Annotated in this window: 12 protein-coding genes; 6 read left to right on the top strand and 6 right to left on the bottom strand. The window is 31.6% G+C overall.

Translation table 11 applies throughout. The annotated features are described in order from the left end of the window. Positions 1-143 precede the first annotated feature (143 nt). Positions 144-410 (top strand): 30S ribosomal protein S20, encoded by a 267-nt coding sequence (rpsT, locus tag ACSVC9_RS02095; RefSeq protein ID WP_446898737.1) that lies wholly within the window; start codon positions 144-146, stop codon positions 408-410. Positions 411-480: 70 nt separating this feature from the next. Here the strand turns inward: rpsT and ACSVC9_RS02090 are convergent, their stop codons facing one another. From ACSVC9_RS02090 to ACSVC9_RS02080, 3 genes are read right to left on the bottom strand one after another with little or no spacing between them, the layout of a single operon-like run. Then, complete coding sequence (locus ACSVC9_RS02090) at positions 481-1,626, bottom strand: HlyD family secretion protein (protein ID WP_446898736.1); 1,146 nt, start codon at positions 1,624-1,626, stop codon at positions 481-483. Positions 1,627-1,660: 34 nt separating this feature from the next. After that, the gene (locus ACSVC9_RS02085; protein ID WP_446898735.1) at positions 1,661-2,677 is read right to left on the bottom strand and encodes an ABC transporter permease; all 1,017 of its coding nucleotides are present in this window, start codon (positions 2,675-2,677) and stop codon (positions 1,661-1,663) included. Then, positions 2,674-3,405, bottom strand: a complete 732-nt coding sequence (locus ACSVC9_RS02080; RefSeq protein WP_446898734.1) for an ABC transporter ATP-binding protein — start codon at positions 3,403-3,405, stop codon at positions 2,674-2,676. Before ACSVC9_RS02080 ends, ACSVC9_RS02085 begins: the two co-directional genes overlap by 4 nt. Positions 3,406-3,578: 173 nt before the next feature. Here ACSVC9_RS02080 and ACSVC9_RS02075 point away from each other — a divergent pair, with 173 nt between their 5' ends. Then, on the top strand, positions 3,579-4,166 hold the full coding sequence (locus ACSVC9_RS02075; RefSeq protein ID WP_446898733.1) for a TetR-like C-terminal domain-containing protein: 588 nt from the start codon (positions 3,579-3,581) through the stop codon (positions 4,164-4,166). 7 nt (positions 4,167-4,173) lie between these two features. Here the strand turns inward: ACSVC9_RS02075 and holA are convergent, their stop codons facing one another. The 3 genes from holA to ACSVC9_RS02060 form a co-directional block, all read right to left on the bottom strand. Then, positions 4,174-5,226, bottom strand: a complete 1,053-nt coding sequence (gene holA / locus ACSVC9_RS02070; RefSeq protein ID WP_446898732.1) for a DNA polymerase III subunit delta — start codon at positions 5,224-5,226, stop codon at positions 4,174-4,176. 23 nt (positions 5,227-5,249) lie between these two features. Next, on the bottom strand, positions 5,250-7,019 hold the full coding sequence (locus tag ACSVC9_RS02065) for a ComEC/Rec2 family competence protein (RefSeq protein WP_446898731.1): 1,770 nt from the start codon (positions 7,017-7,019) through the stop codon (positions 5,250-5,252). A 77-nt stretch (positions 7,020-7,096) separates the two neighbouring features. Beyond that, positions 7,097-9,694, bottom strand: a complete 2,598-nt coding sequence (locus ACSVC9_RS02060; RefSeq protein ID WP_446898730.1) for a cation-translocating P-type ATPase — start codon at positions 9,692-9,694, stop codon at positions 7,097-7,099. Between the two features lie 720 nt (positions 9,695-10,414). Between ACSVC9_RS02060 and ACSVC9_RS02055 the strand changes: the two genes are divergently transcribed. From ACSVC9_RS02055 to ACSVC9_RS02040, 4 genes are read left to right on the top strand one after another with little or no spacing between them, the layout of a single operon-like run. Beyond that, positions 10,415-11,338, top strand: coding sequence for an ABC transporter permease (locus ACSVC9_RS02055; RefSeq protein ID WP_446898729.1), 924 nt, complete (start codon positions 10,415-10,417; stop codon positions 11,336-11,338). 11 nt (positions 11,339-11,349) lie between these two features. Continuing rightward, complete coding sequence (locus ACSVC9_RS02050; protein ID WP_446898728.1) at positions 11,350-12,264, top strand: ABC transporter permease; 915 nt, start codon at positions 11,350-11,352, stop codon at positions 12,262-12,264. 15 nt (positions 12,265-12,279) lie between these two features. Then, a complete protein-coding gene (locus tag ACSVC9_RS02045; protein ID WP_446898727.1) occupies positions 12,280-13,299 on the top strand; it encodes an ABC transporter ATP-binding protein in 1,020 nt (339 codons plus the stop codon). Further along, a complete protein-coding gene (locus ACSVC9_RS02040) occupies positions 13,289-14,272 on the top strand; it encodes an ABC transporter ATP-binding protein (RefSeq protein ID WP_446898726.1) in 984 nt (327 codons plus the stop codon). The genes ACSVC9_RS02045 and ACSVC9_RS02040 overlap by 11 nt, the downstream gene beginning before the upstream one ends. Positions 14,273-14,338 lie beyond the last annotated feature (66 nt).

The following is a 14,338-nucleotide window of genomic DNA, read 5'->3' as shown; positions in this document are numbered from 1 at the left end:
GTCTAACTGAAAATGCAAAATTTATGATTTTATCTTGAAGAAAGTTTATTTTAATGTTATAATAGCTTTTGTTAAATATTAGAGACTCACTGGCATTCCCCAAAGCTTCTGAGACTCTATAAAATTATAAGGGGGTGAAATATATGGCAAACATTAAATCAGCAAAGAAGAGAATAAAAGTTATCCAAACTAAAACTTTAAGAAACAAAATAATAAAGTCTTCATTAAAGACTACTATAAAAAAATTTTTAGCTGCTGTTGAAAATAAAAATGTTGATGAAGCAAAGGTTACTTTTATAAATTCAACAAAAGCTTTAGATAAAGCTGCTTCAAAAGGTATAATACATAAAAATAATGCAGCAAGGAAAAAATCTAGATTGGCAGCAAAATTAAATAATTTATCTGCCTAATATTTAATAGATAATATAAATAGAAACGTACCTGGATTTTTCTAAATCAAGGTACGTTTATTTTTGACCTCTAATTCAAGGGTATTTGAACATCTGCCTGCATTCCGGATTTGAGTATTCCACTCTTGTCCTTTATAGCAATTTTTATTTTTGTAGATATATGGTCTTTATCTGAGGCCGACTGCTTATCTTTAGGAGTATATTCTTTCTTTAAATCTATATAATTTATCCTGCCCTGCTGGTTTCCTCTTGATGTACTGACAACTATAGACTGATTATAGTATATTTTATCCAAATATTTGTCCGGTAAATAACAGACAACATATAGATCATTTTTTACAGCTATATCTGCAATATTGCTTCCGGCTGCAACAATATCTCCCAATTGAAAATTTTTACTTATTATAATTCCGTCACAAAGTGCGGCTATATTGAATTCATTAAGTTGATTCTTGGCTTGGTTCAACTGTGCTATAGATTGATTAACATCTTCCCGTGCTGCTTCGATTTCATCGGTGGCAGGTCCATTTTCAAGAAGCTTCAGCTGTTCAGAAACAGCTTCATAATTTGCAACTGCAGTTTCAACGGCCTGTGAAGTGGATCCTTCCTCCATCAAGCTCAACTGTTGTTTTGCATTGTCAAGCTTTGATACTGCAGATGCAAGGGAATAATTTGAAGTATCCATTTTCAACTTTACATCTTCCAATTCTTTTTGGGACACAGCTCCTGATTTATTTAAAAGAAGATATTTCTCATAATCAGACTTTGAATCTTCATAGGCGGCCCTGGCTGTATATAATTCATACTGTGCAATTGACATATTGTTTTTTGACTGATTTATTTGCTCCTGTCTGTTACCTGACTTTAACAGGTCCACCTGTGCCCCGGCAGCCCTAACCTGTGCCTTAGCTTGTCCAATTTGCTCAGGACGGGTACCTGCCTTCAGTAAAGCCAGTTTGGCTTTTTTCATACTAACTATCGCCTGCAATTGAGCTACCTGATATTTTTGATTTGAATTATCTATAACAGCAATTAAATCGCCTTTTTTTACTTCTTCTCCCTGATTTTTCTTCATAACTGTAATTTTGCCACCAACAGTACTGCTGGCAGAAACAACATCATTTTGAATATCTCCCTTTAAAGTTACGGAGGACTTTTTTCCACAGCCTGCAAGTAAAAGCATTGCAAGTAAAATCCATATAAATATCCGTTTCATAACCTCATCACCCTTCTACCTTCAAATAATTTTTCTAAATCCTGCGGTACTTTTTTAACGCTAATATATTCAATAAGATAAATGCAACACATATTGCCAGCAGCACAAAGATATCTGTGTAAATTGAATATAAACCTTTCCCCCGTATCATAATCTTCTTAAGCGCATCTGCTGAATAATATAAAGGCATGAATTTCCCTATCATTTGCAGCCAGGTTTCCATCGTACTCATGTCAAATATTCCAGAGAAAAACACCTGGGGAACTACAATAAGCGGTATGAACTGTATCATCTGAAGTTCATTATCTGCAAATGCAGATAATGCAGTTCCCATAGTAAGTGCAGTCATTGAAGTCAAAAATGTAATTATAAGTACTAGAAAAAAAGATCCAACCATCATCATATTAATAACATGAACTGAAAACCAGGCTATAAGTACTGCCTGTATTATAGTAAATGTCCCAAAGCCCAGGACATACCCCATTACAATTTCCCATCTTTGTACCGGAGTTGCAAGCAGTCTTTCCAATGTTCCCTGTGTACGTTCTCTTAAAAATGAAACTCCTGATATCAAAAACACAAAGAAAAATACGAAAAATCCAATAAGTATTGGTCCAAAGCTGTCAAAGGAGGACATATCCCTGTAACCGTATAAATAGGTTATATCAGGTTCAATATTAAGATTAAGTCCCTTGAGGCTGTTTTGAACCAGTACAATAACAGCCCTGCTTTTTTCAGGATCACTTCCCTCAAGAGTAATATAGGGAAGGCCTCTTTTATAATTTATGATCGCATCCAATTTGGATTCATTCAGGAGGGTATCTGCCTCACTTTCACTATATCTCCTGACAACTGCATTTTTATCTTCCAGTTCATTTATAAAACCCTGTGGTGAATTTATAACTCCTATGTTAGGATTATATTGCTTTCCATTGAATATATAGGACATCAGTGTAAGTACAAAAATAGGGGCCAGTATCATAAGTGCCACTGTTCTTTTGTCATTTTTAAGCTGACGTAAGATACGCAGGGCAATTGCAGCAATTTTCATTTTACAGCACCTCCGTAGTACAGAAAAGCTTCCTCTATAGTAGATGAATTTGTACTTTTTTTAAGATTTTCAGGAGTATCTATGGCAGTTATCTTTCCACCACGTATCATACAGAGATTATCACATTTATCCGCTTCATCCATTACATGTGTCGTAATTATAATAGTTGTGCCTTTTTTGCATAAGTTCTCAAGTTCATCCCATATTGATCTGCGGAGCAGCGGGTCAATTCCCACAGTAGGCTCATCCAGGATAAGTAGCGGAGGTTGATTCAGCATTGCTATGGCCAATGACAATCTCCGTTTCATACCTCCAGAATAATGACTGACCTTCTTCTTTAAATGTCCAGATAAATTCACAAGTTCCATGACATCATCAATACGTTTTATACAATCTTTTCTAGATATATTGTACATGGAAGCAAAAAACTTCAAATTTTCTTCCGCAGTAATATCTCCATATAGAGCATCAGATTGTGCCATATATCCAATTTTGCCCATGATTGAAAGTTCAGGCATCTTTCTCCCGAGTACATAAACCTCTCCATGTGTTGGTGCATCAATACCCGAAATCATTTTCACAAGGGTTGTCTTGCCTGAGCCTGACGGTCCCAGCAATCCAAAAATTTGAGGTGAGGATATCTCAAAATTTATATTCCAAAGTATTTTCTGTTTTCCAAAATATCTGTCTACATCTTTTACTTTTATAACGTAAGAATTGTATTCCATAATAATCCTCCAATTCCGTCCTTCACTCAACTTATGCATAAATTATACTATACATACAGATTTATATGATGAACACTTTTTTGAATTGTGTAAATCAGATAAAAAAATTGAAATAATTTATTTATTCATATAGAATATTACATGAGTTGAACTTAATATGAGGTGATTACATATTGAAGAATAGAAATAATACCGGAAAAGCTTCAGGAACAATAGACCAGCTGCTCAGGGATACATTTATTCAAATATACAAAAATAAACCACTTAACAAAATAAGGGTGAAAGAAGTATGTAGCACAGCTGGTTTGAATAGAGGAACCTTTTATATTCATTATGAAAATATTTATACCCTGCTTGAGGAAATTGAAGAAGATTTGCTTACAGATTTAAAAAGTCTTGTAAAAGTAGATAAGCTTATTGTTTATACAGAAAAAGATATTCCCGCCTTCATAAAAACTATTAAAAATCTGATAGAATATATAAAACTTCACAATACTTATTTTAAAGTACTTCTAGGTAAAAACGGAGATGCTCTATTTATATATAAAATAAAACGTATCATAAAAAACAATCTCCTTATAAAATTCAGAGCCGAAAACAGGCATTTTGGAAATCTTGACGAATATCTTCTGGAATACATTGCTTCGGGAAATATGGGAATTATGATATACTGGCTGGAAACCGGCATGAAGATAAGTCCCGAGGAACTAATTGGTTTAGTAATTAAAATACTGTTCAAGGGTCCTTTCAATATAAGGTAAAACCTGCTTATGCAGCAGTTGTATTTATTATCAAAAGCTCCATTTCAGTTTTTTCATTCACGGGCAGATTTTTCATTCTCTGTTCCGCATCCATACAGAATTCCACAGCTCGTTTTAACTGTTTCAAGGTAAATTTCTTACTCTGGTTAACCATGATACTATAGGCATAATCAGACCTAATTCCAAACATGCTCATTATATCTTTTTTCTGTATTTTATTATTCAATGCAATTTTTATCTTGAGTAAAATGCCAAACTGCCTTTCTACCATTGTTAAAATGTAATTTATCTTTATACCCTTATATATAAGCTCATCTAGAATAGACAGAGCCTCTTTGACCCTTTTATTTGCTATGGAATTCACCAAATCAAATATATCTTCATCGCTGTCTTTTACAAACAATTCCTTTATATCATCCTTACTTATATCTCTTCCATATGTATAATTGCAGAGTTTTTCCACTTCATTCTCTATTATACTAAAATTGCTGTCCTGCATAAGACTGCAAAATATCCTAAGTTCTACTTTATTTATATCCTTTTTTCTGTCGTTAAACAGTTTTTCAACTTTGTTTTCCAGCCTCCTACCTTTTAATTTATCTACTTTAACAGTACATATATCTTTACTCTGCTTATCAATTTTATACATTTTCCTACCGACTTTATCCCTTTTGCTCCCAAAAATATCATAGAGTATAAGTATACAATGCTCTGGAATTTTATTTAAATATTCACATATATTCTTAAATTCCTTCTCACCGGATAGTTTACCTTTATTTTTGGAATTATCATTTATAAAATATGCTCTATAGACAAGAACCACTTTCTTATTACTCATAAAGGGAAGTGTCTGACAGGCATTTATCACAGGGGAAAAACTTTCAAGTGAGTTTCCGTCAAACTTTATATAATTTAGCTCTAAAAAACTTGGATTAACAGCCCTGTCAATTATACTTTTTATACACTCACCTATAATTTTTTCATCCAATCCACAAAAGACATAACATTTCTTTAAATCTTCCTTTCTAATATTTTGTTGAAAGGTAGATGCATCTATCATAAATATCCACTCCGATTAAAAAATTATCTGATCCTAACGATCCTGTTAAATATTATAACATAAGCTGTACTTTTATCTAAAGGATTCTCATATCTATATAAAAATTTATTATTTGTATATTTCGGTATAAAGATCGGTTTACTAATTTTAAAAGCTTTAATATCATTATTCCCATTTCCAAGTAGAAAATTGAATTGTCTTTCTTTACTATATAAATTTACAGTCATAGAATTCTTATTCTCAAAATTCACATTTACAAATTTATTCTCATCCAGAAAATAAATGTACCTGTCTTTGGGGTTAGTTACAATTTTATCTATATTCATGGAATTTTTTATGTCGGTTACCCAGCTAGAAGAAAAAGAATCATAATTACATATCATCAGTTTATTGCTTCTACTATTTAAAATTACTGCTTCTCCTTTTTGAAAATTCAAGAAAGTTATTTCTGTAAAAAAACTATAACTCTCAAAAAATATCCCAATAAGCAATATGGCAGGAAGATATTTGATTTTCCTGTAACCTGCTCTGTAAAGTATACATGCCATATATGAAAATAATATAATAATACCTTCCATATAACTTAAACAAGCTACATTGGAGTATAATTTCAATATCAAAGAGGAAGCTCCTTCTGATGCTGTTAATACTATATTAATAAAAAAAGAAAGTAGATTAAAAGCTGGCTTTATAAATGAAATTGCAAGAGATGCATTACCCAATATAACAATTATTGAATAGAGGGGAAGTAAAATCAAATTACCAATTATTGATATATAACTAAAACTTTGGATAGTAAAAGCAACATAGGGAGTAGAATATATCTGTGAAGATAAGTCAAGACTTATACAAGCATTTAACTTCTCAGGAAGCATATATAATTTTCTTGAAATACTATTGTAATATAAAATTATACCAAGAGTAGATAAAAATGATAATCCAAAACCTATATCAATTATATAATACGGCTTTGCCATCATCAGTATTATAGCTGAAAGGCTCAAGGAGGACATGCTGTCATATTCTTTAAAAAACACTTTAGACATCTTAAAAATTAATATCATTATAAATGATCTCATAGTTGCTGCAGACATCCCTGTAAAAAAAGCATATATTGCTGAAAGTAAAACTGCCGTCTTGAAACCAAGTACACCTTCAACTGCCTTATATAGTATGGCCATATGGAAACCTGAAACACTAACAGCATGAACTATGCCTAATTTTTGAAATTCCATACTTTGATCAGAATCAATATACTTGGTATCCCCATAACATACAGCCATAACTACAGAAGTTCTATCCTTCCCAAGTATATTTTTAAATTTATTATAGATGTATCTCTTATATTCATATGAATAATATACAAGATCTTTTTTCAATAACTTATATTTATTTACAGTGTACTTTCCACATATTCCCCTTGAAAAATCCCTATCCGCTTCAAAATTTCCGTAAGCATCTATTTTATATCCTTCTTTTAATGCTCCTATATTTCCATCCAATATTACTTTTCTACCATTTATATTGCCTATCAGATAATAATTTTTACTTTGAATTATCCTGATCTCTGCATTTTTTCCCGGATTTAAATTGAAGTAGTTGAATGAACTCATCACCGCCAGGATAAAAAACATAATATTTAAAACAAAAAACTTTGTCTCCAAAGTAGTAAAATATATTACAAAAAATAAAACAGCAATAGCTATGCCTATAAGGGAATTATCAATAAATTCCAGTGCTGATAGACAACCACTTGCTGTAGAAATCGCATAAAATATCAACGGTTTTTTCATAAACGGCACCTCTGTCTACAATTATGTCCACGCCAGCCGTTGTATAAACAAATCTCATTAAATTTTTATTGTATATATCAATCGATATAATAATTTTCTTTATCCAATTTATAAAACACACAAAATAAAAACCATACTAAAGCAAAGGCAAAAATAATTATCCAGTAAATAACATCAAATAAACTATTAAATCTGTCAAGGAATATTGCCATGATGAGTTGAAGCATAAAATTAATAACTATTATAAAGCTTGAAAGTTTATTTTTAAACAGTCTATTATTGGAAAAACTATATGTAAGCAATACTGCACAAATATTTAAAATTACAAATGGTATATTATATGAAAACTTGCATCCTAAAAGATCAGCACACTCAAAAGCAGCAAATGCTGAAATGCCCATTAATACTCCAATAAATACAATAAATGGAATTCTATCTTTTACAATATTTTTATTGATAATATAATTGTTATATTCCGCAGATTCATCGTTATATTGGCATATAAGTGCCAGAGAAGACAGAAACATAATTATGGTATTAAACCATATTGATTTAAAGAAAACTCCTTCTACAATACTTGCTCCACCGCTATACAATGTTTCTATAAGTAAAAATGTTAAAATTCCAAAACTACAACTTACTATATATATAATTATCTTTCTTATAACATTTATTATTTTTCTAGAAGCCTCTATCAAGTTAAGCAAATTCATAAAATCTATATCCTGTATCAATATATCACTTAGCTTTTTAACAATATTACTTCTTGTGTTGGTTATTCCTATATTGGATATTCTAAGTGCAGGTAAATCGGTCAATTTCCATCCAGTTATGGCCGTCATATATCCGTAATCCTTCAATGTCTTTATAATTTTGATTTTATGACTCGAATTGATTCTGGAAAATACATTTATTTTTTCTCCAATACGTCTAAATTCCTCATCATCCATATTGTCTATTTCAACACCGGACAATATTTGATTAAGCCTTCGCACAATACCAAGTTTCTTTCCTACAGCCAGCGCAGTCAATTTACTATCTTCAGTAATTATAACAGGCTTTATGGAAAGTGCTGCTGATTTTTTTACAGACTCCTCTGCAGTTTCCTTCAACTTGTTGTCAAATCCTATCAATCCTGTAAATACAAGATTGCTTTCTATATTCTCTTTCTGACTCGGCTCATAATTAAAATTTCTATAGGCAAATCCAATAACATTCAATGAATCATTGGACATATTCATATCCGCATCACGTATGGAGCTTATATCATCTTCCGTTATTTGAACTTCAACTCCATTTTTCAGCACACGTGTACATCTTTCAAGTATAGAATCTACTGCACCTTTAACATTTGCCCTATATTTTTTATCCACTTCATTAACCGTAGTCATTATACGCCTATCGGTATCAAAAGAAATCTGAAATAATTTTCTATGATTTTGTTGAACTTCCTTTCTATAAATTCCATACTGTTCTGCGAACCTTGAAATAGCAGTCTCAACCAAATCCTCTTTAGAACTTTCAGTTTCCACATTATCCAATTTTATATCATTACACAACAGTCCTATATTCAACATTCTATATAAATTTTCATTCATACCATCCCTTAATGTTGCTTCACTAGTATCAATAAATCCCATGCTGCCATATGCTTTTACTATGTCCATCTTTTCTTTGGAAAATCCTCCAACTTTATCTGTACATAAAGCAGAAACCTTAGAAAATTTCTCAATACTGGAAATGTTCTTAAAAATTACATGTCCCTTTTTTAATTTATTCAATAGTACATTACTTATTGAATATAATATTATACAAAAGCCTATTGGAAAAGAACTTACTGCCGTAAATACAGAGTGAATCACCATATATGAGCTATCCCTATCCATTGCATACCTTAAAAAATTTACAATTAAAACACTACATAAAAGGAATTTAATAAACATATCAAGTATATCATTTAGATCTGATTTAAAAGAAGTATTTTTTTTACTTTCTTCCAATAATAATTTCACTATACCTGCAATTTCAGTTTTCATTCCTACAGATACCACTATTCCTGTGGCATCTCCTTTAACAACGATAGAGGATTTAAAAAGCATATTTTTCATATCAGATAAATTAATTTCATTATCCTCTATCTTAGGTTCATATTTATCTGAGAAAAATTTTTCTCCAGTAACAGAACATTCATCCACTTTCAACTCGTTGCTCTCAATAATTCTAATATCAGCAGGTACCGATTCTCCCTCGCCAACTATTACAATATCTCCTACTACTAGTTCTTCCGAAAGAATCTTTATTGTCCTCCCATTTCTTATCACCCTTGCATAACCTAAATTCAATCTCTGTAACTCTTTAATATTCTTTTCAACTTTATATTGTTCCAAAGCCACACATATGCTATTTATCAAAATTACACCTAAAGCTATATCTGCTGATAAAAATAACTTTGAGTACAACAATACTATAAAAACTGCAATAAAAAATAAAACCCAGATGTCTTTTAATTGCATTAACATAAGTAAAATGAAACTTTTAGTATTAGGTATAATTATCTTATTACTTCCATATTTTTTTCTATTAGCTTCAATCTGCTCATCATAAAGTCCATAATAGCTATTGCTATTTAATTCTTTTATAATTTCACTCCAGGATTTTTTGTACCATTTAATCATATATTTTTTATTCACCTTCCTCTATAAAAAAGGACAACATATATCTTTAATTATATCGTATTTAAATGTAGCAACTTTATAAAATTAATTTTAATACATAATTAATTTCAAATTTAATTGAAAAATGAATTCTTATACATCACTTAAATTTAATTGAAAATCATCATAATTATATTTAGTATATTAATAAACCTTCATTTTTCAGAGTTTTTTTATTAAAAGTTGCTAATAAAATCATTATTCAGAATTCAAATTATCAAGGATATTCCTTCAATATGATACTTAAATAAATTAATATACATTTAAATTTATAAATTATGCATTTTTATATAACAATTTTTTCTAATGAAAATGTTTAACAAACGGCATAATTACGTTAATATTTTTTTACGTTAAATCAATAAAGCGTTTCAACCCAATGCCTTCAATGCATTGACATAATATTAATTCTATGATACCATTACAAAAAATATATAAATTGCAATATGAATTTTATGTTCATTCATCAAAATATTTTTGAATTGAATGTTCTATTTTTTATTGTATTCTTAATATTATATAAATCTAGTACAACCTAGTATAAAAAAATTAACTTATTATGCTTAAGCATTAAAATAGTTGATATTTATTATGCTGTTTTTATAAATTATACTAATACTTCTGCTTTAACTTAAGAAAAGCAGTAAGCTTACAATAAAATACACAATTGGGGGTTAAAAAATGCCGAAGTATATTTTAAAAAGATTAGTTTATAGTGTTATTACAATCTGGGTTGTAATATCTATAACCTTTCTGTTAATGCACTTAATTCCAGGTGGTCCTTTTGACGATGAAAAAAAGCTTCCACCACAGATTAAAGCTAATCTGGAACAAAAATTTGGACTAGATAAACCACTCAACAAACAGTATACTACATATTTAGGCAATGTGGTATTCCATGGTGAACTAGGTCCATCTATGAGATATGAAGGAAAAACCGTAAATGAAGTAATATCTCAATCATTTCCCGTATCTGCCAAGGTAGGTATATTAGCTGTATGTTTTGCTCTGATATTCGGCCTATTAATGGGAATAATTGCAGCCTTACACCAAGGCAAATGGCAGGACAGTCTTGCAATGCTCATATCAACGGTGGGAGTAACTGTCCCTAACTTTGTAATGGCCACATTTTTTATTTATTTTTTTGCCGTTAAACTTGGATGGTTTCCTGCAGTTGGATTAGATACTCCTTCTGGCTATGTACTTCCATCTGTTGCTCTTGGTGCATATTCTATGTCATTTATAGCCAGGTTGTCAAGATCAAGTTTACTAGAAGTAATACGTCAGGATTACATAAAAGTGGCAAAGGCAAAGGGCTTACCTCAAAGCAAAATAATATATAAACATGCTTTGAAAAATTCACTTATACCTATAGTAACGTACATAGGTCCATTATTTGCAGGAATACTTACTGGAAGTTTTGTCGTTGAAAATTTGTTTGGAATACCAGGTCTTGGAAGAGAATTTGTCCAAAGCATATATAATAGAGATTATACTACTATATTAGGTGTTACTATATTCTACAGTGCATTTTTAATAATATGCAATCTAGTCGTAGATATATTATATGTAATCATCGATCCAAGAATAAAACTCGAATCTTAGGAGGTTAAAATATGGAATTACCAAAGGATGAATTCGAAAAAGTCTCAAAAAAAGAGAAACAGCCAGAAGCCCTAGTGAGACCCAATATATCTTACTGGCAAGATGTATGGAGGAGATTAAAACTCAACAAGCTAGCTATGGTCGGTTTGATATTTGTAATATTTGTTACTTTACTTGCAATAATAGGTCCAATCTTTTCAAGATATAATTACTACAGCCAGAATTTGAATATGGCAAATTTATCTCCAAGTGCTGACCATTGGTTTGGAACAGATAAATTTGGAAGGGATATATTTATAAGAATACTATATGGAGCAAGAATTTCTCTTACTGTAGGATATGCAGCAAGTATATTAAATATAATAATTGGAATATTGTATGGAGGAATAGCCGGTTATTTTGGTGGAAAAGTGGACAATATAATGATGAGAATAGTAGATATTCTATACTCAATACCGATGACAATTTATGTAATACTCTTCATGGTTGTATTTGGTGCAGGACTTAAAAGCATAATAATAGCCCTAGCAGTTGCTTTTTGGCTTACAATGGCAAGGATTGTAAGAGGAGAAATAATGTCACTTAAGCAGCAGGAATTTGTACTTGCCGCAAAAACTCTCGGTGCCTCATCTACAAGAATAATTTTTAAGCACCTTATTCCAAACTGCATGGGTCCGATAATCGTAACTTTAACCCTTTCAGTTCCAGATGCTATATTTACAGAATCATTTTTAAGTTTCATAGGGCTTGGTGTATCGGCTCCAATGGCCTCCTGGGGAACTTTAGCATCTGATGCTCTAGATGGCTTTCAATTGTATCCACTTCAGTTGTTCTTCCCATCTATGGCAATATGTTTGACTATGCTTGCATTTAATCTATTAGGTGATGGACTGAGAGATTCTCTGGATCCTAAAATGAAAAAATAATAGGAGGATACATAAATGGATAGATTACTTGATGTAAATGATCTACATACATCTTTCCAGACTTATCTAGGTGAAGTAAAAGCAGTACGTGGAGTATCCTTTCATCTTAATAAAGGTGAGGCACTCGGAATAGTTGGAGAATCTGGAAGTGGAAAAAGTATAACTATGATGTCAATCATGAAGCTTCTTCCTGAAAATGGTAGAATAAAAGCTGATAAAATAAATTTTTTAGATAAAAATTTGACAGAATTAAGCGACAAACAAATGGAAAATATAAGAGGAAATGATATTGGAATGATATTCCAGGATCCTATGACTTCCTTGAACCCAGTTTTCAAAATAGGTTATCAACTAGCAGAGCCACTCATAAAACACAGGCATATGAGCAAGGAAGCTGCAAATAAAAAAGTTATTGAGATGTTGAAATTAGTCGGAATACCTAGTGCTGAAAAGAGAATAAATCAATATCCACATGAATTTTCTGGTGGAATGAGGCAAAGGGCCATGATAGCTATGGCACTTATATGTGATCCAAAGCTTTTAATTGCAGATGAACCTACTACAGCTCTAGACGTAACTATACAGGCACAAATACTTGAACTCATGAAAGATCTAAGGTCCAAGCTTGGCATGTCAATAATTTTAATAACCCATGATTTAGGTGTTGTAGCAGATTTGTGCAGCAGAATAAATGTAATGTATGGTGGAATGATTATTGAGAGAGGCTCAACAAGAGATATATTTTACAATTCAAAGCATCCATATACATGGGGACTTTTAAGAAGCATACCAAACCCTAAAGAAGACATAAAACATAGACTAAAGCCAATAGATGGAACTCCACCAGATCTGTTAAAGCCTCCGGCTGGATGTCCTTTTGCTCCAAGATGTGAATACGCAATGAAAATATGCTTAAATAAAATACCTGAGGCTTTTAAAATAGACAATGAACATCTCGCTTCCTGCTGGCTCAACCATCCAAATGCACCTAAAGTAGACAGGATAAGTGTAGGAGGTCTAAAAGATGAAAACTGATAAGCCATTTATTGAAATAAAAAATCTTAAAAAATATTTTCCTGCAAAAAAGTCTTTTGTAGGAAAAGTAACAAGCAATGTTAAAGCAGTTGATGATGTATCTTTTACCATAGAAAAAGGGGAAACTCTGGGGCTAGTCGGAGAATCTGGATGTGGTAAAACCACTACAGGAAGGACTATAATTAAATTATATGAACCAACGGATGGACAGATAATATATGATGGAGTGGATATATCCAAATTTTCTACAAATAAAATGAAGCCTTATAGAAGGAAAATGCAGATGATATTTCAGGATCCCTATGCATCTCTAGACTCTAGAATGACTGTAGGAGATATAATAGGTGAATCTATAGATATACACAATTTGATGAGGGGCAAGGAAAGACAGGACAGGATTCAATATCTTTTAAATAGAGTAGGCCTGAATAAGGATCATTCAAATAGATATCCTCATGAATTTTCAGGAGGTCAGAGGCAAAGAATAGGTATAGCAAGAGCTCTCGCTGTGGAACCTGAATTCATAGTATGTGACGAACCTATATCCGCACTGGATGTATCAATCCAGGCCCAGGTAGTAAATATGCTTGAAGACCTCCAGGATGATTTGGATCTTACGTATTTATTCATAGCACATGATCTATCCATGGTAAAACATATATCAACTAAAATAGGAGTAATGTATCTTGGAAAAATGGTGGAAATAGCAGAAAGCAATGAATTGTACAAAAATCCTCTTCATCCTTACACCAAGGCATTATTATCCGCAATACCTATACCTGATCCAGATATGGCAGCAAAAAGCAATAGAATAATGCTCGAAGGTGAAACCCCTTCACCAATAGATCCAGCACCAGGCTGTAGATTTAAAGACAGGTGTAAATATGCAATGAAAAGATGTTCTGAAGAGGAACCTGTTTTAAAAGATATGGGTAGCGGACATTGTACAGCCTGTCACTTATATGAAAAATAAAACAAAGCTATATAAGTGTTTACATTATGTAAACACATAATATATTAAAATTTTAAGGAGGACTAT

This window comes from Clostridium sp. LBM24168 (assembly GCF_052953915.1).
This window is presented reverse-complemented; position numbering and strand designations above follow the sequence as displayed.